Raw genomic sequence first — 26,050 nt, 5'->3', positions numbered from 1 at the left:
CTGCATGTCGAAAGAAGACAGCTTCGAAATGGAAGGCACTGTCGTCGACACCCTGCCCAACACCATGTTTCGTGTGGAGTTGGAAAATGGGCACGTCGTAACCGCGCATATTTCCGGCAAGATGCGCAAGAACTACATTCGTATTCTTACCGGTGACAAAGTGCGCGTCGAGCTGACGCCCTATGACTTGAGCAAAGGGCGTATTACTTACCGCGCTCGCTAATCAAGTCAATACAAGACGCCCGGCTTAATGCCGGGCGTTTTTGTTTGTCTGGGTTTTGGGTTTGTGCTTGAGTTTTGGGTGTATATCCGTTGCTGCGGTAACGGCTTCTTATGGTTTCGCTCTTACAGCGAGTCCCTTTTTCAAACGCCAAAAAGGAACCAAAAGGCTTTTGCCCCGGCGTACGGCACTTCGCCTAGGCTCAGTGTTCCCTCGCTACGGTGTCCACCAGGGGGCATCGCCTACGGTTTGCTTCGCTGCACCTCCTCTCGATGCATGCGGCTTCGCCGCACGGCGCTATGCGCCTACCCCCTGATGGACACCTCCGCTCGGCCTGCCGAAGGGGCTAAAGATCAAAAGCAGATCAAGAGCCAGATCAAGAGCCCCTCACCCTAGCCCTCTCCCTGTATGTACCGGAGGGAGAGGGGACTGAACGACGCCGACGTGAAGTACCGAGTCGAACTCAAGTTTTGAAAAGCCCACAAATCGGCCCCCTCTCCTCGGGGAGAGGGCTGGGGTGAGGGGTAAACCCACCACAAAACCAAAACCAAACACGCCCCGCTCCTTCCCACTCAAAACGATGAGCGTTAGCTCGAGTACCGCTTTTGATCGCAGGGCCCGTCGGCAGGCTGAGTGGAGGGATTGATCCGGGGGTGGGAGCGCAGCGACCGTTTGGCGAAGCCAAACACATCGAGAGGAGGTGCAGCGAAGCAAACCGTAGGCGATGCCCCCGGATCGATCCCGGAGCGAAGGAACCCCGAGCCTCAGCGAGGGGCCGTACGTCAGGGTTAGAGACCTTTTGGTTACTTTTGGCTGGGCCGGCATTCCGGGCGTTTGCCAAAAGTGACCCGCCGTAAGGGCGGAACCCTAAGAAGCCGTTACCGCAACAACGGATATTCACACCAAACAAACAGACAATAAAAAGGCGCCCGAAGGCGCCTTTTCACTTACCAGCCGTCAGGCCATTTCTGCAGTGGTCTCGAAGTCAAACGTCAGCTCACCATCCTTGATGTCGATGTGAACCACACCGCCATGCTCGGCCAGCTCGCCAAACAGAATCTCCTCCGCCAGCGGACGCTTGATCTTGTCCTGGATCAGACGCGCCATCGGACGAGCGCCCATGGCCGAATCGTACCCACCGGCCGCCAGCCAGCTGCGCGCCGCATCGGTAACCTCCAGAAGCACACGTTTGTCTTCCAATTGCGCCTGAAGTTCGGTGAGGAACTTGTCCACCACACTTTTGATAACCTCATGACTGAGGCGACCAAACTGAATGATGGTATCCAGACGGTTGCGGAATTCCGGCGTGAAGCTCTTCTTGATCACTTCCATCGCATCGGACGAGTGGTCCTGATGGGTGAAGCCGATCGAAGCACGTGCCGCCGTTTCAGCACCGGCGTTGGTGGTCATGATCACGATCACGTTGCGGAAGTCCGCCTTGCGCCCGTTGTTGTCAGTCAGCGTGCCGTGGTCCATCACCTGCAGCAGCAGGTTGAAGACTTCCGGATGCGCCTTCTCGATTTCATCGAGCAGCAATACGCAATGCGGCTGCTTGGTGATCGCTTCGGTCAGCAGACCGCCCTGATCGAAACCGACATAACCCGGAGGCGCACCGATCAGACGCGATACGGTGTGGCGCTCCATGTACTCGGACATGTCGAAGCGCACCAGTTCGATCCCCAACGCCTTGGCCAATTGACGCGCGGCTTCGGTTTTACCGACACCGGTCGGCCCTGCGAACAGGAACGAACCGACAGGCTTGTCAGGCGACTTGAGGCCGGCACGGGACAATTTGATCGCAGTCGACAGCGAATCGATCGCCGCGTCCTGACCAAACACCGTCAGCTTCAGATCACGCTCGAGGTTACGCAGCAGTTCCTTGTCGGAGCTGGTGACGTGCTTCGGCGGAATCCGCGCGATTTTCGCAACGATGTCCTCGACTTCAGGGACTTCGATGCGTTTCACACGCTTCTCGACCGGTTGCAGACGCTGATAAGCGCCGGCCTCGTCGATCACATCGATGGCCTTGTCCGGCATGTGCCGGTCATTGATGTAGCGCGAAGCCAGTTCCGCAGCGGCGCGCAGTGACTCATCGCTGTATTCGATGTTGTGATGCTGTTCAAAGCGCCCTTTCAGACCGCGCAGGATACCGATGGTATCTTCCACCGACGGCTCGACGACATCGACCTTCTGGAAGCGACGCGCCAGGGCGCGGTCTTTTTCGAAGATGCCACGGAATTCCTGGAACGTGGTCGAACCGATGCAGCGAATGTCGCCAGACGACAGCAGCGGCTTGAGCAGGTTCGAGGCATCCATGACGCCGCCCGAAGCGGCACCTGCACCGATAATGGTGTGGATCTCGTCGATGAACAGGATCGCCTGCGGACGTTTTTTCAGCTCGTTGAGCAGCGCCTTGAAGCGCTTCTCGAAATCACCGCGATACTTGGTGCCCGCGAGCAGAGCGCCCAGATCGAGTGAGTAAACGACGCTGTTGGCCAGCAGGTCCGGCACCTGGTTGTCGACAATGCGCTTGGCCAGGCCTTCGGCAATCGCGGTTTTACCCACGCCCGCCTCGCCCACCAGCAGCGGATTGTTCTTGCGACGGCGCGCAAGAATCTGCGCGACACGCTCGACTTCCGTTTCCCGCCCGACCAGCGGATCGATCCGGCCCTGACGTGCGAGTTCGTTGAGATTGCTGGCATAAGCGTCCAGCGGATTGCCTGAAGAAGAAGACTCACCGCCCTCATCGTCCTGCATATCTTGTTCACCTTCAGAGTGATCGCCATGCCCCGGCACTTTGGAAATGCCGTGAGCGATATAGTTGACGACATCAATGCGTGCAACGCTCTGCTGTTTCAGCAGGAACACCGCCTGACTCTCTTGCTCACTGAAGATTGCAACCAGCACGTTGGCGCCGGTCACTTCGCGTTTGCCCGAGCTCTGCACATGAAAGACAGCACGTTGCAGCACACGCTGGAAGCCCAGGGTTGGCTGGGTTTCGCGATCCTCGTCATGGACGGGGATCAATGGCGTGGTGGAGTCGATGAACTCCTGCAGGTCGTGCTTGAGTTTGTCGAGGTTTGCGCCGCAGGCACGCAATACGGTGGCGGCAGCCTCATTGTCCAATAGGGCCAGCAGCAGGTGTTCGACGGTCATGAACTCATGACGTTTCGAACGTGCCTCCTTGAAGGCAAGATTGAGGGTGACTTCGAGCTCGCGGTTTAACATAGCTTCACCTCATACCCAAGTGGTCGGCGATTAACCGTCCTTCTCGATTTCACAGAGTAGCGGATGCTGGCTTTCCCTGGCGTACTGGTTGACCTGCATGGCCTTTGTCTCGGCGATGTCGCGGGTAAACACTCCACATACTGCCCGCCCTTCTGTGTGGACGGCCAGCATGACCTTGGTCGCCAGCTCGCGATTCAGGTTAAAAAACACCTCGAGCACTTCGACGACGAAATCCATCGGTGTGTAGTCATCATTGAACAAAACCACCTTGTACATCGGCGGCGCCTGTAACGCAGGCTTTGCTTCCTGAACAGCAACGCCTGCCGAATCGTCGTCGTGCTCCTGTGGAAGATCCTTTTGGAGAAGCGGGCGATCCTGATTGAATGTTAGTCGAATCTGGCTGATTGCATGCATGGAAAGAAAGGTTCGTCAGTTGTGCAAATACAGTGGTGGGGGCGGCTTGACACGTTTTCAACTCCGACTGCCCGGTCACCTTGACTATCGGGAAAACGGTGTTACAACCAATAGAACCCACAGTGGGGAAAAAAGATCCGCGGAGTCAATCTTTTTAACGGATTCGACTGCGGATGAATTGGATGATACTCCAGCGATGGAGACTGTTGCAGAGGGATTTGAGCATGGCTGTCGGCAAGGTGAAATGGTTCAACAATGCCAAGGGGTTCGGTTTCATAAACACCGACTCCCGCGAGGGGAAGGACGAGGACGGCAAGGAGATCGATTTCTTTGCCCACTATTCCGCCATTGAAATGGACGGATACAAAACCCTCAAAGCCGGGCAGATCGTCAAATTCGAGATCGTGCAAGGCCCCAAAGGCCTGCATGCCACAAAAATTCAGAATGTCGAAGCCGCAAAAGATGCGGCCCCGTCCGCTGCTCATCACCAGTCAGTGACCAGCTGAAGCGACCCGAACACCTGCCAGAAAACAAACCGCCCGACTCGATTACTCGAGCCGGGCGGTTTCGTTGCAGCTGGCTTTATTACATGTGCTTGATCAGCGCATCACCGAAGCCCGAAGAAGACACCAGCGTGGCGCCTTCCATCAGACGTTCGAAGTCGTAGGTCACGGTCTTGGCCTTGATGGCGCCATTGGTGCCCTTGATGATCAGGTCGGCCGCCTCGGTCCAGCCCAGGTGGCGCAGCATCATCTCCGCCGACAGGATCACCGAGCCCGGGTTGACCTGGTCCTTGCCGGCATATTTCGGCGCGGTACCGTGGGTCGCCTCGAACATGGCCACGGTGTCGGACAGGTTGGCACCCGGCGCGATACCGATACCGCCCACTTCCGCTGCCAGGGCGTCGGACAGGTAGTCACCGTTGAGGTTGAGGGTGGCGATCACATCGTACTCGGCCGGACGCAGCAGGATCTGCTGAAGCATGGCGTCGGCGATGGCGTCCTTGACGACGACTTCACGACCGGTTTTCGGGTTCTTGAATTTCATCCATGGGCCGCCATCGAGCAGCTCGGCGCCGAATTCTTCCTTCGCCACCTCGTAACCCCAGTCCTTGAAGGCACCTTCGGTGAATTTCATGATGTTGCCCTTGTGCACGATGGTCAGCGACTTGCGGTCGTTGTCCACCACGTATTGCAGCGCCTTGCGAACCAGACGCTTGGTGCCTTCTTTGGAAACCGGCTTGATGCCGATGCCGCAATCCTGGTCGAAACGGATCTTGGTGACGCCCATTTCTTCTTTCAGGAATTTGATGACCTTGGTGGCTTCAGGGGAGCCGGCCTTCCATTCGATACCGGCATAAATGTCTTCGGAGTTCTCGCGGAAGATCACCATGTCGACGTCGCCAGGCTTTTTCACCGGGCTCGGCACGCCTTCGAACCACACCACAGGGCGCAGGCAGACATAGAGATCGAGCTGTTGACGCAGGGCGACGTTGAGGGAGCGGATGCCGCCACCGACCGGAGTGGTCAGCGGGCCTTTGATGGAAACCACGTAATCTTTGACCGCGTCCAGGGTTTCCTGGGGCAGCCAGGTGTCCTGGTCATAAACCTGAGTTGCTTTTTCGCCAGCATAAACCTCCATCCAGGAAATCTTGCGCTTGCCCCCGTAGGCTTTTTCTACGGCAGCATCAACCACTTTGATCATCACAGGGCTGACGTCGACGCCAATGCCGTCACCTTCGATGAAGGGAATGATCGGGTTATCAGGGACATTGAGAGAATGGTCTGCGTTGACGGTGATTTTGTCGCCGACGGCTGGAACCTGAATCTTCTTGTAACCCATGCTGAACTCCATTGTTTGGATTGAACATCTGGCTTGGTTCGAGCGTAACCCAGTTGAATCAACACGCAAACCCTCTGTTCCGGGCGCGACCACATCTCGTTTCGTACAAGCCTGAAAGCAAAGGGAAAAGCGCCAATCTCAAGCATTCACGGCGACTCTACGCCCCACCCCCCCCTGCGACCTTTAGACCAATGGACGAGAATCGTTGCATATGAACCATCGGCAGATTGCCAGCTACCTATGTATAATGCCGCCCGCTGACCACAGGGTCACGACGGCTGGCCTCTCTAGCACGAGACTTTCCGCCTGATTGGTCGGGTTGTTACCGCAGTCCGACTGCTTGACGCTCTACTGATGCACCCAACATCACCGCGAAGATTCTCGACATTCGGTTCATGGATGACTTTGAACGAACGCGCTTACCCGGCGCCCCTCGAGTTTCTGCGCACGCTTTAGCAAAGAAGAGAGAGTTAATCCGAATATGCCCACCCGCTCGAAGATCATCTATACCTTCACCGACGAAGCTCCAGCCCTCGCCACCTATTCCCTGCTGCCGATCATCGAGGCTTACACCGCCTCGGCCGATATCGCCGTGGAAACCCGCGATATCTCTCTTGCAGCACGCATTCTGGCCAGCTTCCCCGAGCAACTGGGCGACAAAGCCGTAGCCGACCACCTCGCCGAACTGGGCGACCTGGCCGTTACGCCTGAAGCCAATATCATCAAGCTGCCGAACATCAGCGCTTCGGTTCCGCAGTTGCAGGCCGCGATCAAAGAACTGCAAGCCCAGGGCTACAACCTGCCGGACTACCCGGAATCCGTGACCAACGACGCCGAAAAAGAAGCCAAGGCGCGTTACGACAAGGTCAAGGGCAGCGCCGTGAACCCGGTTCTGCGTGAAGGCAACTCCGACCGTCGTGCGCCGCTGTCGGTCAAGAACTACGCTCGCAAGCACCCGCACAAAATGGGCGCCTGGGCCAAAGACTCCAAGTCTCATGTCGCTCACATGAGCACCGGCGATTTCTATGGCAGCGAAAAAGCTGTCCTGATCGACGCCGCTGACGCCGTGAAGATCGAACTGATCGCCAAAGACGGCACCGCGACCGTCCTGAAAGAAAAGACCACCGTTCAGGCGGGCGAGATCCTCGACTGCTCCGTGATGAGCAAAAAGGCCCTGCGCGCGTTCATCGCCGCTGAAATCGACAGCGCCAAGCAACAAGGCGTGCTGCTGTCGGTTCACCTGAAAGCCACCATGATGAAGGTCTCCGACCCGATCATGTTTGGTCAGATCGTTGCCGAGTTCTACAAGGACGCCCTGACCAAGCACGCCGACGTGCTGGCCGAAATCGGCTTCAACCTGAACAACGGCATCGGCGACCTGTACGCCCGCATCAAATCCCTGCCGGCCGAGCAGCAAGCCCAGATCGAAGCTGACATTCAAGCGGTCTACGCCGTTCGTCCGTCGCTGGCGATGGTCAACTCCGACAAAGGCATCACCAACCTGCACGTGCCGAGCGACGTTATCGTCGACGCCTCGATGCCGGCCATGATCCGTGACTCCGGCAAGATGTGGGGCACCGACGGCCAGCTGCACGACACCAAGGCCGTGATCCCGGATCGTTGCTACGCCACCATCTACCAGGCCGTGATCGAAGATTGCAAAGCCAATGGCGCTTTCGATCCGACCACCATGGGCAGCGTGCCAAACGTTGGCCTGATGGCTAAAAAAGCCGAAGAATACGGTTCCCACGACAAGACCTTCCAGATCAAGGCCGACGGCGTGGTTCGCGTGACCGACAGCAAAGGCACCCTGCTGATGGAACAGGCTGTTGAAGCCGGCGACATCTTCCGCATGTGCCAGACCAAGGACGCGCCGATCCAGGACTGGGTCAAACTGGCCGTCAACCGTGCTCGTGCAAGCGCAACTCCAGCCATTTTCTGGCTGGACCCGATGCGCGCACACGACGGCGTGGTGATCGAGAAGGTTCAGGCTTACCTGAAGGATCACGACACCACCGGTCTGGACATCCAGATCATGGCGCCGGTCGATGCCATGAAATTCACCCTGCAGCGCACCCGCGAAGGCAAGGACACCATTTCGGTGACCGGCAACGTACTGCGCGACTACCTGACCGACCTGTTCCCGATCATGGAACTGGGCACCAGCGCCAAGATGCTCTCGATCGTGCCGCTGATGAACGGCGGTGGCCTGTTCGAAACCGGCGCCGGCGGTTCGGCGCCGAAGCACGTACAGCAACTGGTCGAAGAGAACTTCCTGCGCTGGGATTCGCTGGGTGAATTCCTGGCCCTGGCCGCTTCTCTCGAGCACTTGGGTGTGAACTACAACAACCCGAAAGCGCTGGTGCTGTCCAAGACTCTGGACCAGGCCACTGGCCAGTTCCTCGACAACAACAAGTCGCCATCGCGCAAAGTCGGCAACATCGACAACCGCGGCAGCCACTTCTACCTGGCAATGTACTGGGCACAAGCCCTGGCCGCCCAGACTGAAGACGCTGCCCTGCAAGCGCAGTTCGCGACTCTGGCCAAAACCCTGACCGAGAACGAAGCGACCATCGTCGCCGAGCTCAACGCCGTTCAAGGCAAGCCAGTGGACATCGGCGGTTACTACCACGCCAATGCCGAGCTGATCAGCAAGGCCATGCGCCCAAGCGCAACCTTCAACGCGGCGATTGCTGCGCTGGTATAAGGTTGTAAAGGGAACATCACAAACCCCGGCCCCGTGCCGGGGTTTGTGTTTCTGAAGACAACACAAACCCTTGTGGGAGCTGGCTTGCCAGCGATGGCAGCCGATCAGCCAACAATCATGGTGATTGATCCACCGCTATCGCTGGCAAGCCAGCTCCCACAGGGATAGTGTTTCAAGATTTGGAAAATTGAGGACGACTTATGGACTGGCTCCCCCACATCACCGTTGCCACCATCGTCGAGGACAACGGTCGTTTCCTGATGGTCGAGGAACACAAGGCCGGGCGCAACGTGCTCAATCAGCCGGCCGGCCATCTGGATCCGGACGAAACCCTGATCGAAGCCGCCGTACGCGAAACCCTCGAAGAAACCGGCTGGGACGTCGAACCTACCGCCGTGATCGGCATTTATCTGTACACCGCCCCGAGCAACGGCGTGACTTACCAGCGCGTATGCTTCAGCGCCAAAGCCGTGAAACATCACCCGGATTATCAACTGGACGACGGCATCGTCGGCGCCAAGTGGCTGACCCGCGACGAATTATTGGCCCAGCGCGATAACTGGCGCAGCGAGCTGATCATCCGTTGCATTGATGATTATCTGGCCGGCAATCGCTTCGGCCTCGAACTGATCCGCCCTTCCCTTTAGCCTTGAGGCCGTGAGCCTGATAGAATCGCGTCCTTTTTCAAGACACTCATTGAATCCCTATGCGTGATCCAGCCCCTTCTGACACATCCAAGAAGCGCGTCATTGTCGGCATGTCCGGCGGCGTGGACTCTTCCGTTTCCGCTCTCCTGCTGATCGAGCAGGGCTATGAAGTGGAAGGCCTGTTCATGAAGAACTGGGAAGAAGACGACGGAACGGAATACTGCACCGCCATGGACGACCTGGCGGATGCCCAGGCCGTGTGCGACAAGATCGGTATCAAGCTGCACACCGCCAACTTCGCCGCCGAGTACTGGGACAACGTGTTCGAGCACTTCCTGGCCGAATACAAGGCCGGCCGCACGCCGAACCCGGATATCCTGTGCAACCGCGAGATCAAGTTCAAGGCGTTCCTCGACTACGCCATGATGCTCGGCGCTGACCTGATCGCTACCGGTCACTACGTGCGTCGCCGCGACATCGATGGCCGCACCGAGCTGCTCAAGGGCCTGGATCCGAACAAGGATCAGAGCTACTTCCTGCACGCTGTCGGCGGCGAACAGATCGCCAAGACCCTGTTCCCGGTCGGCGAGCTGGAAAAACCTGAAGTCCGTGCGATTGCCGAGAAATACGAACTGGCGACCGCCAAGAAGAAGGATTCCACCGGAATTTGCTTCATCGGCGAGCGTCGTTTCAGCGATTTCCTCAAGCAATACCTGCCGGCGCAACCGGGCGAGATCAAGACCACCGAAGGTGAAGTCATCGGCCGTCACCACGGCTTGATGTACCACACCATCGGTCAGCGCCAGGGCCTGGGCATCGGCGGCCTGAAAGACGCCGGCGACGAGCCGTGGTACGTGCTGCGCAAGGATCTGGACACCAACGAGCTGATCGTCGGCCAGGGCAACAACCATCCGTGGCTGTTCTCCAGCGCCCTGCTCGTTTCGGAAATCTATTGGGTCAACCCGATCGATTTGAGCCAGCCGCTGCGCCTGACCGCCAAGGTTCGTTATCGCCAGAGCGATCAGGCCTGCACGCTGGAAAAAACCGAAACCGGCTATCGCGCCGTGTTCGACGAGCCGCAACGCGCGGTCACGCCGGGCCAGTCGGTGGTGTTCTATGACGGTGAAATCTGCCTCGGTGGCGGCGTGATCGAAGTCGCCGAGCCGTGGAGCGGCCAGGCATGAGCCCGACTCAGGAGCAATTGACCGCTCTGGGCGGCGTGTTTCTCGCCGCCGTGCTGGTCGACCGGATCGCCAAGACCGGTCAGACCAACGAGGCCGGCCTGAGCTGCATGCTCGGCAGCCTGCTGGTTCGTGACCCGAAAGACACGCTGGATGTTTACGGCGGCGACGATATCAACCTGCGCGAGGGTTACCGCGCGCTGATCGGCGCCCTCGAGCGCGACCCGAGCACCTTGCAGCGCGAGCCGCTGCGCTACGCCCTGTCGATGCTCGGCCTTGAGCGACAACTGGCCAAGCGCAACGACATGCTCGACGTGATCGGCAAGCGCTTGCCGCAGATCCAGTCGCAGGTCGAGCATTTCGGCCCGGCCCACGAAAACGTGATCGCGGCCTGCGGCGCGCTGTATCAGGACACCCTGAGCACGCTGCGCCAACGCATTCAGGTGCATGGCGACATGCGCAACCTGCAGCAGCCGAGCAATGCCTCGAAGATCCGCGCCCTGCTGCTCGCCGGCATTCGCTCTGCACGCCTGTGGCGTCAGCTCGGCGGTCATCGCTGGCAACTGGTCATCAGTCGGCGCAAATTGCTCAAAGAGCTGTATCCGTTGATGCGCAGCGAGTAAATCACCGCGCAACAAAAGCTTTGTAGTCTGTAACGCGTAATACGCCGGTCAGTTGGCGACGGACCGGCGGATTTTTTCATGTATGATACGCGCCCCATTTCGTTGCCCGACTGTCCGAGAACACCCCATGCAGCTCTCTTCGCTCACTGCGGTTTCCCCTGTTGACGGCCGCTACGCCGGCAAAACCCAGGCCCTGCGCCCAATTTTCAGCGAGTACGGCCTGATCCGTGCCCGCGTTCTGGTTGAAGTGCGCTGGCTCCAGCGCCTGGCCGCTCACGCCGGCATCCCGGAAGTGCCAGCCTTCTCCGCCGAAGCCAACGCCGTTCTGAACGAACTGGCCGAAAACTTCTCGCTGGAGCACGCCGAGCGCGTGAAAGAGATCGAGCGCACCACCAACCACGACGTCAAAGCGATCGAATACCTGCTCAAGGAGCAGGCGGCCAAGCTGCCGGAGCTGGCCAAGGTCAGCGAATTCATCCACTTCGCCTGCACCAGCGAGGACATCAACAACCTGTCCCACGCCCTGATGCTGCGCGAAGGCCGTGACGACGTGATGCTGCCGCTGATGCGCCAGACCGCCACCGCCATCCGCGAACTGGCCCTGCGCTTCGCCGACGTGCCAATGCTGTCGCGCACCCACGGCCAGCCGGCTTCGCCGACCACTCTGGGTAAAGAGCTGGCGAACGTGGTTTACCGTCTCGAGCGTCAGATCGCTCAGGTCGCTGCCGTTCCGCTGCTGGGCAAGATCAACGGTGCTGTCGGCAACTACAACGCTCACCTGTCGGCCTACCCGCAGATCGACTGGGAAGCCAACGCCCGCGCCTTCATCGAAGACGAGCTGGGCCTGGCCTTCAACCCGTACACCACGCAGATCGAACCGCACGACTACATCGCCGAGCTGTTCGACGCCATTGCGCGCTTCAACACCATCCTGATCGACTTCGACCGTGACATCTGGGGCTACATCTCCCTGGGTTACTTCAAGCAGCGCACCATCGCCGGCGAAATCGGTTCGTCGACCATGCCGCACAAGGTCAACCCGATCGACTTCGAAAACTCCGAAGGCAACCTGGGCATCGCCAACGCACTGTTCCAGCACCTGGCGAGCAAACTGCCGATCTCCCGCTGGCAACGCGACCTGACCGACTCCACCGTGTTGCGTAACCTCGGTGTGGGTTTCGCCCACAGCGTGATCGCGTACGAAGCGAGTCTCAAAGGCATCAGCAAGCTCGAACTGAACGCTGACAAGATCGCTGCCGATCTGGACGCTTGCTGGGAAGTCCTGGCCGAGCCGATCCAGACCGTGATGCGCCGCTACAACATCGAAAACCCTTACGAGAAGCTGAAAGAACTGACCCGCGGCAAGGGCATCAGCCCTGAAGCACTGCAGACTTTCATCGATGGCCTGGACATGCCGGCCGCTGCGAAAGCCGAGCTCAAGCAACTGACCCCGGCCAACTACATCGGCAACGCTGTAGCGCAAGCCAAACGCATCTGATCGACTGCTTGACCCGTTTGAGACGCCCGGCCGCGCCGGGCGTTTTTATTCCCGTCTGAAAAATGCTTTTTTTCAATAGGTTACATATGAATCCCGATATTCCTCTTCAACTTCTGGGTGGTCTTACGGCGCGCGAGTTCATGCGCGATTACTGGCAGAAAAAACCACTGCTGATCCGCCAGGCGTTTCCTGATTTTGAAAGCCCGATCGACGCCGACGAACTCGCCGGCCTGGCCCTGGAAGAAGAAGTTGAATCGCGTCTGGTGATCGAGCACGGCGAGCGTCCCTGGGAACTGCGCCGCGGCCCGTTCGCCGAAGACGAATTCAGCAAACTGCCGGAACGCGAGTGGACCCTGCTGGTACAGGCCGTCGATCAGTTCGTGCCGGAAGTCAGCGAGCTACTGGAAAACTTCCGCTTTCTGCCGAGCTGGCGCGTCGACGACGTGATGATCAGCTTCGCGGCCCCGGGCGGCAGCGTCGGCCCGCACTTCGACAACTACGACGTGTTCCTGCTGCAAGGCCACGGCAAGCGCAACTGGAAAATCGGCCAGATGTGCGACTCCGAAAGCCCGCTGCGGCAACACGCAGAGCTGCGCATCCTCGCCGAATTCCACGAGACTGAAGAGTGGGTCCTGGAACCCGGCGACATGCTCTACCTGCCGCCGCGCCTGGCTCACTGCGGCGTTGCCGTTGATGACTGCATGACCTACTCGGTCGGCTTCCGCGCACCGAGCGCCGCTGAAGTGCTGACCCACTTCACCGACTTCCTCAGCCAGTTCCTGACTGACGAAGAGCGTTATACCGACGCCGATGCAAAACCGGTCAGCGATGATCCACATCAGATCCAGCACGATGCCCTCGGCCGCCTGAAAGCGCTGCTCGCCGAGCACATGAGCGACGAACGCCTGCTGCTGACCTGGTTCGGCCAGTACATGACCGAGCCGCGTTATCCAGAGCTGGTGGTCGGTCCGGAAGAGGTCGAGGAAGAAGACTTGCTCGGCGCGCTCGAAGACGGCGCCATCCTGATCCGCAACCCGAGCGCGCGCCTGGCGTGGTCGGACGTCGATGACGATCTGCTTCTGTTCGCCAGCGGCCAGAGCCGCTACCTGCCGGGCAAGCTGCGCGAACTGCTGAAGCTGATCTGCTCCGCCGACGCCCTGCACACCGACAACCTCGGTGACTGGCTGAGCGACGAAGACGGTCGCGGCCTGCTGTGCGAACTGGTCAAACAGGGAAGCCTGGGGTTCGCCGACGATGAATAAGATTCGCGTACGTGTTGCAGACTGGCAAAAGGACAACGCCGAGATCCGCCGCATTCGCGAAACGGTGTTCATTGCCGAACAATCGGTTCCACCCGAGCTTGAGTGGGACGCCGATGACGCTACGGCGGTGCATTTCCTGGCCTTCGAAGGCGACTTTCCGATCGGCACCGCCCGCCTGTTGCCCGACGGGCATGTTGGCCGGGTTTCGGTGCTGAAGGACTGGCGCGGCCTGAAGGTCGGCGATGCGCTGATGCAAGCGGTGATTGCCGAAGCGGAAGCACGCGGCCTGAAGCAGCAGATGCTCAGTGCCCAGGTTCAGGCCACGGCGTTCTATGAGCGTCTGGGTTTCAATCTGGTCAGCGAGGAATTCCTCGAGGCCGGGATTCCGCATGTGGACATGGTTCGTCATTCGGCTTAAGACCCAGGCACCGATCGTTCCCACGCTCTGCGTGGGGATGCCTCTCGGGACGCTCCGCGTCCCTTGCGGCATGTGACGCAGAGCGTCACTGGCTGCATTCCCACGCAGAGCGTGGGAACGATCAACACCTAAAACGCCCCGCCATCTAACGATGCCGGGGCGTTTTGCTGTCTACGATTCAACTTGCCCCACCCCGGGCCGACAAACTGGCAATATCAAGCCTTTCGAAAGCGGAGATAACGGACATGTCCCTACGCACCCTGCTCACCACCCTGCTGCTCGGCTGCAGTTTTTCGGTGATGGCAGCCACAGAAATCGTGCCCCTCAAGTACCACACCAGTGCCGACATGCTGCCGGTGGCTCAGGACTTCATCGGCAAGGACGGCCAGGTCAGCGCCTATGGCAACCAACTGATCGTCAAGGCCGAGCCCGGCAAGATTCAAGAACTCAAGGACCTGCTCTCGCAGCTCGACACCGCGCCCAAGCGCTTGCTGATCACGGTCGACACCAACGAAAACAACGGTCGTGGCGATGAAGGTTATTCGGTCAATGGCGCGCAAACCCGCATCATCAGCCGCAGCACCGCCAGCCGTGACGGCGGCATTCAGCAAATTCAGGCCAGCGAAGGTGCACCGGCACTGATCCAGGTCGGCCAGAGCGTGCCGATCACCAGCAGCCAGACCAACTCCTACGGCGATTACAGCAGCCAGACGCAATATCGCAACGTCACCCAGGGCTTTTACGTCACCGCCAGCGTCACCGGCGAAACCGTTCACCTGGCAATCAGTACCAACCGTGACCGCATGAGCCAGGAACGTCCCGATGTAGTGAACGTTCAAAGCACCGACACAACTGTCACCGGACGCCTGGGCGAGTGGATCACCCTCGCCGGCGTGAATCGCCAGACCCAGGCCGACAAACAGGGCCTGGCCCGCAGCTACTCGACTCAAGGCCGGGATGACATGACGTTGCGGGTGAAAGTCGACACGTTGGACTAAAGCACCGAAAACTGACTGATTAGTCGTATTAGACGAAAGATGTAGTGCTTGAAAAAAAGCACTACAAAACGTTTGACGAGCCAAAAAAGCGAAGGCATGATGGCCTCGCTCCCGCTAATCAGAGGCCCTGGCAAGGGCCTTCGAAGCGCTGCTCGCAACCATCCCCGCGAGCCGTTTCGTGTCTGTACCGCCCACAAGGTGTGTTTGACGAGGTTGCCGACTGGAACGAAGTTGTCCCGAGGGACGGAAGCGTAATTAGGTAACCCGGCTCTACACTGTAGTTCGTATAAAGGCCCACGACGCCCGAATGCGCCCGCCAGTTCGCCTTTACCTGCTCACTTCCCCTCGAGCCCATCGTTCATCCCGTCGCCTGCCCCGCCGAACCCGACCTGACCACCTAAGCTTCTGGTCAGCGAGCGCAAGGAATTTTCCACCGCAGAACAACTTTTCATAAAGACGCGACGAGGTTTATCTCCATGGCACTGACACGCGAACAGCAAATTGCAGCCCTTGAAAAAGACTGGGCTGAAAACCCGCGCTGGAAAGGCGTGACTCGCAATTACTCCGCTGCTGACGTCGTCCGTCTGCGTGGCTCGGTTCAACCAGAGCACACATTTGCAAAAATGGGCGCCGAAAAACTGTGGAACCTGGTCACCCAGGGTGCCAAGCCGTCCTTCCGCCCAGAGAAAGACTTCGTCAACTGCATGGGCGCCCTGACCGGCGGCCAGGCTGTGCAGCAGGTCAAAGCCGGTATCCAGGCGATCTACCTGTCGGGCTGGCAAGTCGCTGCGGACAACAACTCCGCCGAATCGATGTACCCGGACCAGTCGCTGTACCCGGTGGACTCGGTTCCGACCGTGGTCAAGCGCATCAACAACTCGTTCCGTCGTGCCGACCAGATCCAGTGGAAAGCCGGCAAGAACCCGGGCGACGAAGGCTACATCGACTACTTCGCGCCAATCGTGGCTGACGCTGAAGCCGGGTTCGGCGGCGTACTGAACGCCTACGAGCTGATGAAGAGCATGATCGAAGCAGGCGCCGCCGGCGTTCACTTCGAAGACCAGCTGGCTTCCGTGAAGAAATGCGGCCACATGGGCGGCAAGGTTCTGGTTCCAACCCAGGAAGCCGTGCAGAAGCTGACCGCTGCCCGTCTGGCTGCCGACGTTGCTGGTGTACCGACCATCATCCTGGCCCGTACCGACGCCAACGCTGCCGACCTCCTGACTTCCGACTGCGACCCGTACGACCAGCCGTTCGTGACCGGCACCCGTACCCAGGAAGGTTTCTACAAGGTTCGTGCAGGTCTGGACCAGGCAATCGCCCGTGGCCTGGCCTACGCGCCGTACGCCGACCTGATCTGGTGCGAAACCGCCAAGCCGGACCTGGACGAAGCCCGTCGTTTCGCTGAAGCGATCAAGAAGGAATATCCGGACCAGATCCTGTCGTACAACTGCTCGCCTTCCTTCAACTGGAAGAAAAACCTGGACGACGCGACCATCGCCAAGTTCCAGCGCGAACTGTCCGCCATGGGTTACAAGCACCAGTTCATTACCCTGGCCGGCATTCACAACATGTGGCACAGCATGTTCAACCTGGCGCATGACTACGCCCGCAACGACATGACTGCCTACGTGAAGCTGCAAGAGCAGGAATTCGCTGACGCCGCCAAGGGTTACACCTTCGTGGCTCACCAGCAGGAAGTGGGCACTGGCTACTTCGACGACATGACCACCGTGATCCAGGGCGGCACGTCCTCGGTGACCGCACTGACCGGTTCGACCGAAGAAGAACAGTTCCACTGATCGACTTCGCCTGAGCGAACGGCCTTTGCGGACCGTATAGAAAGCTAACCGCACTGCCGAAAAACTGACGCCCCGACTGGTTCGGGGCGTTTTTTTTGCCTGCGCTTTTCCGGGCACCTTAGGAAATGGCACAGCCTGTCAGGCAAAACATTGATCCAGAGCGGTATCCGTATCGGAAAAACCGGTTAAAACGGGCGCCGCCGCTACTTGCAGTAACGCGGATATAAGACAACTTCCCGACTACTGACCCGTTAAACAGTTACGCAATCACTCCAAACGATATCAATTATCATTTAGCGACAACTATGTTCGTTACATTTCCTACAAAACATAATTCGTGAAATCCCGGCTAATGCCCGCAGCGCATGGGCTGCGGGCCCTTCGAGGTGCGCTATGTCCTTATTCCAATAAATAATTTCGCTATAGGAATTTTACTTGCCGGGTGTTTAGCCATAAAATCAGCGCGATTGATTGCTGCGACATATCGTCACTGCCTTATTTCTTTATCAAGCTCAGAGACCTTTGCTCTCTGTTAAGGATTTCCAGCATGCCCGAAGCGACAGGACTCATGGCCCACAACTGGGGCTTTGCCATTTTCCTTCTGGGTGTAGTCGGCCTGTGTGCCTTCATGCTCGGTGTCTCCAGCCTCCTCGGGTCAAAAGCCTGGGGCCGCAGCAAAAACGAACCGTTCGAGTCCGGCATGCTACCTACCGGTGGCGCCCGCTTGCGGCTCTCAGCCAAATTCTATCTGGTCGCGATGCTGTTCGTGATCTTCGATATCGAAGCCCTCTTTCTCTTTGCATGGTCTGTGTCCGTCCGCGAAAGCGGCTGGACCGGATTCGTCGAAGCTCTCGTTTTCATAGCAATTCTGTTGGCAGGTCTTGTCTACCTGTTCCGAGTGGGCGCCCTTGACTGGGCTCCGGAAGCTCGTCGCAAGCGGCAGGCGAAGCTGAAACAATGAGGCTTTGGCAATGCAATACAATCTCACCAGAATCGACCCCGATGCTCCTAACGAGCAGTATCCGATCGGCCAGCGGGAAACCGTTTCCGATCCGTTAGAGGATCAAGTCCACAAAAACATTTTCATGGGCAAGCTGGAAGACGTGCTGAGTGGCGCGGTCAACTGGGGACGTAAGAACTCCCTGTGGCCGTACAACTTCGGTCTGTCGTGCTGCTACGTGGAAATGACCACCGCCTTCACGGCTCCCCACGACATCGCGCGCTTCGGCGCCGAAGTTATCCGGGCATCACCGCGTCAGGCCGACTTCATGGTTATCGCCGGGACCTGCTTCATCAAGATGGCGCCGATCATTCAGCGCCTGTATGAGCAGATGCTTGAGCCCAAGTGGGTGATCTCGATGGGTTCGTGCGCCAACTCCGGCGGCATGTACGACATCTACTCCGTGGTTCAGGGGGTGGACAAGTTCCTGCCCGTTGACGTCTACGTACCTGGCTGCCCGCCCCGTCCAGAAGCATTTCTGCAAGGCTTGATGCTGTTGCAGGAATCCATTGGCCAGGAGCGTCGCCCACTGTCCTGGGTCGTTGGCGATCAAGGCGTCTATCGCGCCGACATGCCTTCGCAGAAGGAACAGCGCCGCGAACAGCGAATCGCAGTCACCAACCTGCGCAGCCCTGACGAAGTCTGATCCAGTCTGTTTCAAAGAAACGAGAAGCTGGCTTCATTCTTTACGTTGACCGAAAGCGAAAAAATAACCATGACTACAGGCAGTGCTCTGTACATCCCGCCTTATAAGGCAGACGACCAGGATGTGGTCGTCGAACTCAACAACCGTTTTGGCGCCGAAGCGTTCACCGCTCAGCCGACCCGCACCGGCATGCCGGTGCTGTGGGTGGCTCGCGCCAAGCTCGTCGAAGTCCTGACCTTCCTGCGTAATCTGCCCAAGCCGTACGTCATGCTCTATGACCTGCACGGCGTGGACGAGCGTCTGCGCACCAAGCGTCAAGGGCTGCCGAGCGGTGCCGATTTCACCGTGTTCTATCACCTCATGTCGCTGGAACGTAATAGTGACGTGATGATCAAGGTCGCCTTGTCCGAGAGCGACCTCAGCTTGCCGACCGTCACCAGCATCTGGCCGAACGCCAACTGGTACGAGCGTGAAGTCTGGGACATGTACGGCATCGACTTCAAAGGTCACCCGCACCTGTCGCGCATCATGATGCCGCCGACCTGGGAAGGTCACCCGCTGCGCAAGGACTTCCCGGCGCGCGCCACCGAATTCGATCCGTTCAGCCTGAACCTGGCCAAGCAACAGCTCGAGGAAGAAGCCGCGCGTTTCCGTCCTGAAGACTGGGGCATGAAGCGCTCCGGCCCGAACGAGGACTACATGTTCCTCAACCTGGGCCCGAACCACCCTTCGGCGCACGGTGCGTTCCGCATCATCCTGCAGCTGGACGGTGAAGAAATCGTCGACTGCGTTCCGGACATCGGTTACCACCACCGTGGCGCCGAGAAGATGGCTGAGCGTCAGTCCTGGCACAGCTTCATTCCGTACACCGACCGTATCGACTACCTCGGCGGCGTGATGAACAACCTGCCGTACGTGCTCTCGGTCGAGAAGCTGGCCGGCATCAAGGTGCCAGAGAAAGTCGACGTCATCCGCATCATGATGGCCGAGTTCTTCCGGATCACCAGCCACCTGCTGTTCCTGGGTACCTACATCCAGGACGTCGGCGCGATGACTCCGGTGTTCTTCACGTTCACCGACCGCCAGAAGGCGTACACGGTGATCGAAGCCATCACCGGTTTCCGTCTGCACCCGGCCTGGTACCGCATCGGCGGCGTCGCCCACGACCTGCCGCGCGGCTGGGAAAAACTGGTGAAAGACTTCGTTGAATGGCTGCCGAAGCGCCTCGACGAATACACCAAGGCCGCCCTGCAGAACAGCATCCTCAAGGGGCGTACCATCGGCGTTGCCCAGTACAACACCAAAGAGGCCCTGGAATGGGGCGTCACCGGTGCCGGCCTGCGTTCCACCGGTTGCGATTTCGACCTGCGTAAGGCGCGCCCGTACTCCGGCTACGAGAACTTCGAGTTCGAAGTACCGCTGGCCTCCAACGGCGATGCCTACGACCGCTGCATGGTTCGCGTCGAAGAGATGCGCCAGAGCGTCAAGATCATCGACCAGTGCCTGCGCAACATGCCGGAAGGCCCGTACAAGGCGGATCACCCGCTGACCACGCCGCCGCCGAAAGAGCGCACGCTGCAGCACATCGAAACCCTGATCACGCACTTCCTGCAAGTTTCGTGGGGCCCGGTCATGCCGGCCAACGAATCCTTCCAGATGATCGAAGCGACCAAGGGCATCAACAGTTATTACCTGACGAGCGACGGCGGCACCATGAGCTACCGTACCCGGATCCGTACTCCGAGCTTCGCCCACCTGCAGCAGATCCCTTCGGTGATCAAAGGCAGCATGGTCGCGGACCTGATTGCGTACCTGGGTAGTATCGACTTCGTTATGGCCGACGTGGACCGCTAAGCATGAACAGCACGCTTATCCAGACAGACCGTTTCACCTTGAGTGAAACCGAGCGCTCGGCCATCGAGCACGAGCTGCATCACTACGAAGATCCGCGCGCGGCGTCGATCGAAGCCTTGAAGATCGTCCAGAAGGAACGCGGCTGGGTGCCGGACGGCGCTCTGTACGCCATCGGCGAGATCCTCGGCATCCCGGCCAGCGACGTTGAAGGCGTGGCCACGTTCTACAGCCAGATCTTCCGTCAGCCGGTCGGCCGTCACATCATTCGCGTCTGCGACAGCATGGTCTGCTACATCGGTGGCCACGAGTCGGTGGTCAGCGAAATCCAGAACAACCTGGGTATCGGCCTGGGTCAGACCACCGCCGACGGTCGCTTCACTCTGCTGCCGGTCTGCTGCCTCGGCAACTGCGACAAGGCACCGGCGCTGATGATCGATGACGACACCTTTGGCGATGTCCAGCCTGCCGGCGTCGCCAAACTGCTCGAGGGCTACGTATGACCCTGACTTCTTTCGGTCCGGCCAACCGCATCCAGCGTTCGGCCGAGACTCACCCGCTGACCTGGCGCCTGCGTGACGACGGCGAAGCCGTCTGGCTCGACGAGTACCAGGCCAAGAACGGTTACGCCGCTGCGCGCAAGGCCTTCGCCGACATGGATCAGGACGCCATCGTCCAGACCGTGAAAGATGCCGGCCTCAAAGGTCGCGGCGGTGCAGGCTTCCCCACTGGCGTGAAGTGGGGCCTGATGCCAAAGGACGAATCCATCAACATCCGCTACCTGCTGTGCAACGCGGATGAAATGGAGCCGAACACCTGGAAAGACCGCATGCTGATGGAGCAACTGCCCCATCTGCTGATCGAAGGCATGCTGATCAGCGCCCGCGCGCTGAAAACCTACCGTGGCTACATCTTCCTGCGTGGCGAATACACCACCGCCGCCAAGCACCTGAACCGTGCCGTGGAAGAAGCCAAGGCAGCCGGCCTGCTGGGCAAGAACATCCTGGGCAGCGGCTTCGATTTCGAGCTGTTCGTCCACACCGGCGCCGGGCGTTACATCTGCGGTGAAGAAACCGCACTGATCAACTCCCTCGAAGGCCGCCGCGCCAACCCGCGTTCCAAGCCGCCCTTCCCTGCCGCCGTTGGCGTGTGGGGCAAGCCGACCTGCGTGAACAACGTTGAAACCCTGTGCAACGTGCCGGCGATCATTGCCGACGGCGTGGACTGGTACAAATCGTTGGCCCGCGACGGCAGCGAAGACATGGGCACCAAGCTCATGGGCTTCTCCGGCAAGGTCAAGAACCCCGGCCTGTGGGAACTGCCCTTCGGCGTGACCGGTCGCGAGCTGTTCGAAGACTACGCCGGCGGCATGCGCGACGGTTACAAGCTCAAGGCCTGGCAGCCAGGTGGCGCCGGTACCGGTTTCCTGTTGCCGGAACACCTCGACGCACAAATGTACGCCGGCGGCATCGCCAAAGTGGGCACCCGTATGGGTACCGGCCTGGCCATGGCGGTGGACGACAGCGTCAACATGGTGTCCCTGCTGCGCAACATGGAGCAGTTCTTCGCTCGCGAATCCTGCGGTTTCTGCACCCCATGCCGTGATGGCCTGCCATGGAGCGTCAAGCTGCTGATGGCCATCGAACAAGGTCGCGGCCAGCCGGGTGACATCGAGACCCTGCTGGGTCTGGTCAACTTCCTCGGCCCGGGCAAGACCTTCTGTGCTCACGCACCGGGTGCCGTGGAACCGTTGGGCAGTGCCATCAAATACTTCCGTCCAGAGTTCGAAGCCGGTATCGCGCCCGCAAGCGCCGCCGTCCCGCCTCTGGCGAAGCCGATCACGGTCGGCGCGTAAACGCTTAAAAAAGGCGAAGGGTCCGTGCCCTTCGCCTTTCGTCCGATGACGCCTTTCGGGGCTGACTGGATTCGGACGGATAACAAGATTCCATTAGCCACGCCCGCTGACACCGGGCCAACGAAGACCTTTGAACCATGGCCACTATCCACGTAGACGGCAAAGCGCTCGAAGTCGACGGGGCAGACAACCTGTTACAGGCATGTCTGTCGCTGGGCCTCGACATCCCTTATTTCTGCTGGCACCCCGCGCTTGGTAGCGTCGGGGCCTGCCGCCAGTGCGCGGTCAAGCAGTACACCGACGAGAACGACACCCGTGGTCGCATCGTCATGTCCTGCATGACGCCTGCCACCGACAACACCTGGATCTCCATCGACGATGAAGAATCCAAGGCGTTTCGCGCCAGTGTTGTTGAATGGCTGATGACCAACCACCCGCACGACTGCCCTGTGTGCGAGGAAGGCGGTCACTGCCACCTGCAAGACATGACCGTGATGACCGGCCACAACGAGCGCCGTTATCGCTTCACCAAACGCACCCACCAGAACCAGCAACTGGGCCCGTTCATTTCCCACGAGATGAACCGCTGCATCGCCTGCTACCGCTGCGTGCGTTTCTACAAGGATTACGCTGGCGGCACCGACCTCGGTGTATTCGGCGCTCACGACAACGTGTACTTCGGTCGCGTTGAAGACGGCACCCTCGAAAGCGAGTTCTCCGGCAACCTCACAGAGGTCTGCCCGACCGGTGTGTTCACCGACAAGACTCACTCCGAACGCTACAACCGCAAGTGGGACATGCAGTTCTCGCCAAGCATCTGCCATGGCTGCTCGAGCGGTTGCAACATCTCCCCGGGCGAGCGTTACGGCGAACTGCGTCGCATCGAAAACCGTTACAACGGTTCGGTGAACCAGTACTTCCTGTGCGACCGTGGCCGTTTCGGTTATGGCTACGTCAACCGCACCGACCGCCCACGTCAGCCACTGCTGGCCGACGGCACCAAGCTTGGACTGGATGCCGCGCTGGACAAAGCCGCCGACCTGCTGCGCGGTCGCAACATCGTCGGTATCGGTTCACCGCGTGCCAGCCTGGAAAGCAACTACGCGTTGCGTGAACTGGTAGGCGCCGAGCACTTCTACTCCGGTATCGAAGCCTCCGAGCTGGAACGCATCCGTCTGGTCCTGCAAGTGCTGAAAGACAGCCCGCTGCCAGTGCCGAACATGCGCGACATCGAAGACCACGACGCCGTGTTCGTCCTCGGTGAAGACCTGACCCAGACCGCCGCCCGCATGGCCCTGGCCCTGCGTCAGTCGGTAAAAGGCAAGGCCGAAGACATGGCCGAAGCCATGCGCGTTCAGCCTTGGCTCGACGCTGCGGTGAAGAACATCGGTCAGCACGAACTGAACCCGCTGTTCATCGCCAGCCTGGCTGAAACCAAGCTCGACGACATCGCCGAAGAATGCGTACACGCCGCTCCTGACGATCTGGCACGCATCGGTTTCGCCGTGGCTCACGCCCTGGACGCCAGCGCGCCTGCCGTTGAAGGCCTGGACGCTGAAGCCCTGGAACTGGCCAAGCGCATCGCCGATGCCCTGCTCGCTGCCAAGCGTCCGCTGATCATCGCCGGTACTTCGCTGGGCTCCAAAGCCTTGATCGAAGCGGCTGCGAACATCGCCAAGGCCCTGAAGCTGCGCGAGAAAAACGGTTCGATCAGCCTGATCGTGCCGGAAGCCAACAGCCTCGGCCTGGCCATGCTCGGTGGCGAATCGGTTGATGCTGCGCTGCAAGCAGTGATTGACGGCAAGGCCGACGCCATCGTCGTGCTGGAAAACGATCTGTACACCCGTACCGCCAAGGCCAAGGTCGATGCGGCACTGAACGCTGCGAAAGTAGTGATCGTTGCCGACCATCAAAAGACCGCCACCAGCGACCGCGCGCATCTGGTTCTGCCGGCCGCCAGCTTCGCTGAAGGCGACGGTACGCTGGTCAGCCAGGAAGGCCGCGCCCAGCGCTTCTTCCAGGTTTTCGACCCGCAATACATGGACGCGAGCATTCTGGTCCACGAAGGCTGGCGCTGGCTGCACGCCCTGCGCGCCACCCTGCTGAACCAGCCGATCGACTGGACGCAACTCGACCACGTGACCGCTGCCGTTGCTTCGAGCACCCCGCAGCTGGCCCGTATCGTCGACGCCGCGCCGTCCGCCTCGTTCCGCATCAAGGGTCTGAAACTGGCCCGTGAGCCGCTGCGTTACTCCGGTCGCACCGCGATGCGCGCCGACATCAGCGTTCACGAACCACGCACCCCGCAAGACAAGGACACCGCGTTCGCCTTCTCGATGGAAGGTTACTCGGGCTCCGCCGAACCGCGTCAGCAAGTGCCGTTCGCCTGGTCGCCGGGCTGGAACTCGCCGCAAGCCTGGAACAAGTTCCAGGACGAAGTCGGTGGTCACCTGCGCGCTGGCGATCCGGGCACCCGCCTGATCGAAAGCAGCGGTGATTCGCTGAACTGGTTCGCCAGTGTTCCGCGCGCGTTCAACCCGGCCCAGGGCACCTGGCAAGCCGTGCCGTTCTACCACCTGTTCGGCAGCGACGAGAACTCGTCGAAAGCCGCTCCGGTTCAGGAACGCATCCCGGCCGCCTACGTTGCACTGGCCAAGTCCGAAGCGGATCGCCTGGGCGTCAACGACGGCGCACTGCTGAGCCTCAACGTTGCCGGCCAGACCCTGCGCCTGCCGCTGCGTATCAATGAAGAACTGGGCGCAGGTCTGGTGGCATTGCCTGCGGGCATCGCCGGCATTCCACCGGCATTCGCCGGCGTATCCGTTGATGGTCTGCAGGAGGCAGCGCAATGACCTGGTTCACCCCTGAAGTGATCGATGTGATCCTGACGGTCATCAAGGCCATCGTGATCCTGCTGGCCGTGGTGGTCGCAGGCGCTTTGCTCAGCTTTGTCGAACGTCGCCTGCTGGGCTGGTGGCAGGACCGTTACGGTCCGAACCGCGTTGGCCCATTCGGCATGTTCCAGATCGCGGCCGACATGCTGAAGATGTTCTTCAAGGAAGACTGGACCCCTCCGTTTGCCGACAAGGTGATCTTCACCCTGGCGCCGGTGGTGGCCATGTCCGCCCTGCTGATCGCGTTCGCGATCATCCCGATCACCCCGACCTGGGGCGTGGCGGATCTGAACATCGGTCTGTTGTTCTTCTTCGCCATGGCCGGTCTTTCGGTCTACGCGGTGCTGTTCGCCGGCTGGTCGAGTAACAACAAGTTCGCCCTGCTCGGCAGCTTGCGTGCCTCGGCGCAGACCGTGTCCTACGAAGTGTTCATGGGCCTGGCCCTGATGGGCATCGTGGTGCAGGTCGGCTCGTTCAACATGCGCGACATCGTCGAGTACCAGGCGCAGAACCTGTGGTTCATCATTCCGCAGTTCTTCGGCTTCTGTACCTTCTTCATCGCTGGCGTGGCCGTGACTCACCGTCACCCGTTCGACCAGCCGGAAGCGGAACAGGAACTGGCCGACGGTTACCACATTGAATACGCCGGTATGAAATGGGGCATGTTCTTCGTCGGTGAATACATCGGCATCATCCTGATCTCGGCGCTGCTGGTCACCCTGTTCTTCGGTGGCTGGCACGGTCCGTTCGGCATCCTGCCGCAACTGTCCTTCGTCTGGTTTGCACTGAAGACCGCGTTCTTCATCATGCTGTTCATCCTGCTGCGCGCTTCCATCCCGCGTCCGCGTTATGACCAGGTGATGGATTTCAGCTGGAAATTCTGCCTGCCACTGACCCTGATCAATTTGCTGGTGACCGCTGCAATCGTGTTGTGGAACACGCCTGCGGTTGCGGTTCAGTGAGG

Annotated in this window: 21 protein-coding genes; 18 read left to right on the top strand and 3 right to left on the bottom strand. The window is 59.7% G+C overall.

The window, feature by feature from the left end; translation table 11 throughout:
* Window positions 1–4 precede the first annotated feature (4 nt).
* Window positions 5–223 (top strand): translation initiation factor IF-1, encoded by a 219-nt coding sequence (gene infA, locus ACTJK7_RS24440; RefSeq protein WP_002553999.1) that lies wholly within the window; start codon window positions 5–7, stop codon window positions 221–223.
* A 954-nt stretch (window positions 224–1,177) separates the two neighbouring features.
* Here the strand turns inward: infA and clpA are convergent.
* Together clpA and clpS are read right to left on the bottom strand one after the other, a co-directional pair.
* Window positions 1,178–3,448 carry an ATP-dependent Clp protease ATP-binding subunit ClpA gene (clpA, locus tag ACTJK7_RS24435; protein WP_007951436.1) on the bottom strand — a complete coding sequence of 757 codons (2,271 nt, stop codon included), beginning with the start codon at window positions 3,446–3,448 and terminating at the stop codon, window positions 1,178–1,180.
* 30 nt (window positions 3,449–3,478) lie between these two features.
* Window positions 3,479–3,862 (bottom strand): ATP-dependent Clp protease adapter ClpS, encoded by a 384-nt coding sequence (gene clpS, locus ACTJK7_RS24430; RefSeq protein ID WP_011334948.1) that lies wholly within the window; start codon window positions 3,860–3,862, stop codon window positions 3,479–3,481.
* Between the two features lie 224 nt (window positions 3,863–4,086).
* Here clpS and ACTJK7_RS24425 point away from each other — a divergent pair, with 224 nt between their 5' ends.
* Window positions 4,087–4,368, top strand: a complete 282-nt coding sequence (locus ACTJK7_RS24425; protein ID WP_064380685.1) for a cold shock domain-containing protein — start codon at window positions 4,087–4,089, stop codon at window positions 4,366–4,368.
* A gap of 79 nt (window positions 4,369–4,447) precedes the next feature.
* On the opposite strand, the gene icd is transcribed toward ACTJK7_RS24425, so the two are convergent.
* A complete protein-coding gene (icd, locus tag ACTJK7_RS24420) occupies window positions 4,448–5,704 on the bottom strand; it encodes an NADP-dependent isocitrate dehydrogenase (RefSeq protein ID WP_064380687.1) in 1,257 nt (418 codons plus the stop codon).
* 481 nt (window positions 5,705–6,185) lie between these two features.
* On the opposite strand from icd, the gene ACTJK7_RS24415 reads away from it, so the two are divergent.
* The 16 genes from ACTJK7_RS24415 (at window position 6,186) to nuoH (ending at window position 26,048) form a co-directional block, all read left to right on the top strand.
* On the top strand, window positions 6,186–8,411 hold the full coding sequence (locus ACTJK7_RS24415) for an NADP-dependent isocitrate dehydrogenase (RefSeq protein ID WP_108562685.1): 2,226 nt from the start codon (window positions 6,186–6,188) through the stop codon (window positions 8,409–8,411).
* 200 nt (window positions 8,412–8,611) lie between these two features.
* Window positions 8,612–9,058 (top strand): NUDIX hydrolase, encoded by a 447-nt coding sequence (locus ACTJK7_RS24410; protein ID WP_323151603.1) that lies wholly within the window; start codon window positions 8,612–8,614, stop codon window positions 9,056–9,058.
* Between the two features lie 59 nt (window positions 9,059–9,117).
* Window positions 9,118–10,242 carry a tRNA 2-thiouridine(34) synthase MnmA gene (gene mnmA, locus ACTJK7_RS24405; protein WP_323151602.1) on the top strand — a complete coding sequence of 375 codons (1,125 nt, stop codon included), beginning with the start codon at window positions 9,118–9,120 and terminating at the stop codon, window positions 10,240–10,242.
* Entirely contained in the window at window positions 10,239–10,862 is a 624-nt protein-coding gene (gene hflD / locus ACTJK7_RS24400; RefSeq protein ID WP_064380694.1) for a high frequency lysogenization protein HflD, read from the top strand. Before mnmA ends, hflD begins: the two co-directional genes overlap by 4 nt.
* Window positions 10,863–10,989: 127 nt before the next feature.
* On the top strand, window positions 10,990–12,360 hold the full coding sequence (gene purB / locus ACTJK7_RS24395; RefSeq protein ID WP_064380697.1) for an adenylosuccinate lyase: 1,371 nt from the start codon (window positions 10,990–10,992) through the stop codon (window positions 12,358–12,360).
* A gap of 86 nt (window positions 12,361–12,446) precedes the next feature.
* Window positions 12,447–13,622 (top strand): ribosomal protein uL16 3-hydroxylase, encoded by a 1,176-nt coding sequence (locus ACTJK7_RS24390; RefSeq protein ID WP_440780955.1) that lies wholly within the window; start codon window positions 12,447–12,449, stop codon window positions 13,620–13,622.
* Window positions 13,615–14,040, top strand: coding sequence for a GNAT family N-acetyltransferase (locus ACTJK7_RS24385; RefSeq protein ID WP_007951452.1), 426 nt, complete (start codon window positions 13,615–13,617; stop codon window positions 14,038–14,040). The genes ACTJK7_RS24390 and ACTJK7_RS24385 overlap by 8 nt, the downstream gene beginning before the upstream one ends.
* Window positions 14,041–14,285: 245 nt before the next feature.
* Window positions 14,286–15,038 carry a secretin N-terminal domain-containing protein gene (locus ACTJK7_RS24380; RefSeq protein ID WP_011334955.1) on the top strand — a complete coding sequence of 251 codons (753 nt, stop codon included), beginning with the start codon at window positions 14,286–14,288 and terminating at the stop codon, window positions 15,036–15,038.
* A gap of 476 nt (window positions 15,039–15,514) precedes the next feature.
* Window positions 15,515–16,840 carry an isocitrate lyase gene (aceA, locus tag ACTJK7_RS24375; protein ID WP_011334956.1) on the top strand — a complete coding sequence of 442 codons (1,326 nt, stop codon included), beginning with the start codon at window positions 15,515–15,517 and terminating at the stop codon, window positions 16,838–16,840.
* Window positions 16,841–17,387: 547 nt separating this feature from the next.
* Complete coding sequence (locus tag ACTJK7_RS24370) at window positions 17,388–17,801, top strand: NADH-quinone oxidoreductase subunit A (protein WP_003223812.1); 414 nt, start codon at window positions 17,388–17,390, stop codon at window positions 17,799–17,801.
* Window positions 17,802–17,811: 10 nt separating this feature from the next.
* Window positions 17,812–18,486 carry a NuoB/complex I 20 kDa subunit family protein gene (locus ACTJK7_RS24365; RefSeq protein WP_007951456.1) on the top strand — a complete coding sequence of 225 codons (675 nt, stop codon included), beginning with the start codon at window positions 17,812–17,814 and terminating at the stop codon, window positions 18,484–18,486.
* A 69-nt stretch (window positions 18,487–18,555) separates the two neighbouring features.
* A complete protein-coding gene (gene nuoC / locus ACTJK7_RS24360) occupies window positions 18,556–20,340 on the top strand; it encodes an NADH-quinone oxidoreductase subunit C/D (protein WP_323151600.1) in 1,785 nt (594 codons plus the stop codon).
* A gap of 2 nt (window positions 20,341–20,342) precedes the next feature.
* Window positions 20,343–20,840, top strand: a complete 498-nt coding sequence (gene nuoE, locus ACTJK7_RS24355; RefSeq protein WP_003223804.1) for an NADH-quinone oxidoreductase subunit NuoE — start codon at window positions 20,343–20,345, stop codon at window positions 20,838–20,840.
* Window positions 20,837–22,192 (top strand): NADH-quinone oxidoreductase subunit NuoF, encoded by a 1,356-nt coding sequence (gene nuoF, locus ACTJK7_RS24350; protein ID WP_064597744.1) that lies wholly within the window; start codon window positions 20,837–20,839, stop codon window positions 22,190–22,192. Before nuoE ends, nuoF begins: the two co-directional genes overlap by 4 nt.
* A gap of 137 nt (window positions 22,193–22,329) precedes the next feature.
* On the top strand, window positions 22,330–25,044 hold the full coding sequence (gene nuoG, locus ACTJK7_RS24345) for an NADH-quinone oxidoreductase subunit NuoG (protein ID WP_064380704.1): 2,715 nt from the start codon (window positions 22,330–22,332) through the stop codon (window positions 25,042–25,044).
* Window positions 25,041–26,048: an NADH-quinone oxidoreductase subunit NuoH gene (gene nuoH / locus ACTJK7_RS24340; RefSeq protein ID WP_007951460.1), complete on the top strand. Its 1,008-nt coding sequence runs from the start codon at window positions 25,041–25,043 to the stop codon at window positions 26,046–26,048. Before nuoG ends, nuoH begins: the two co-directional genes overlap by 4 nt.
* Window positions 26,049–26,050 lie beyond the last annotated feature (2 nt).

Source organism: Pseudomonas sp. 22085, from assembly GCF_052045815.1.
Lineage (GTDB): Bacteria > Pseudomonadota > Gammaproteobacteria > Pseudomonadales > Pseudomonadaceae > Aquipseudomonas > Aquipseudomonas glycinae.
This window is presented reverse-complemented; position numbering and strand designations above follow the sequence as displayed.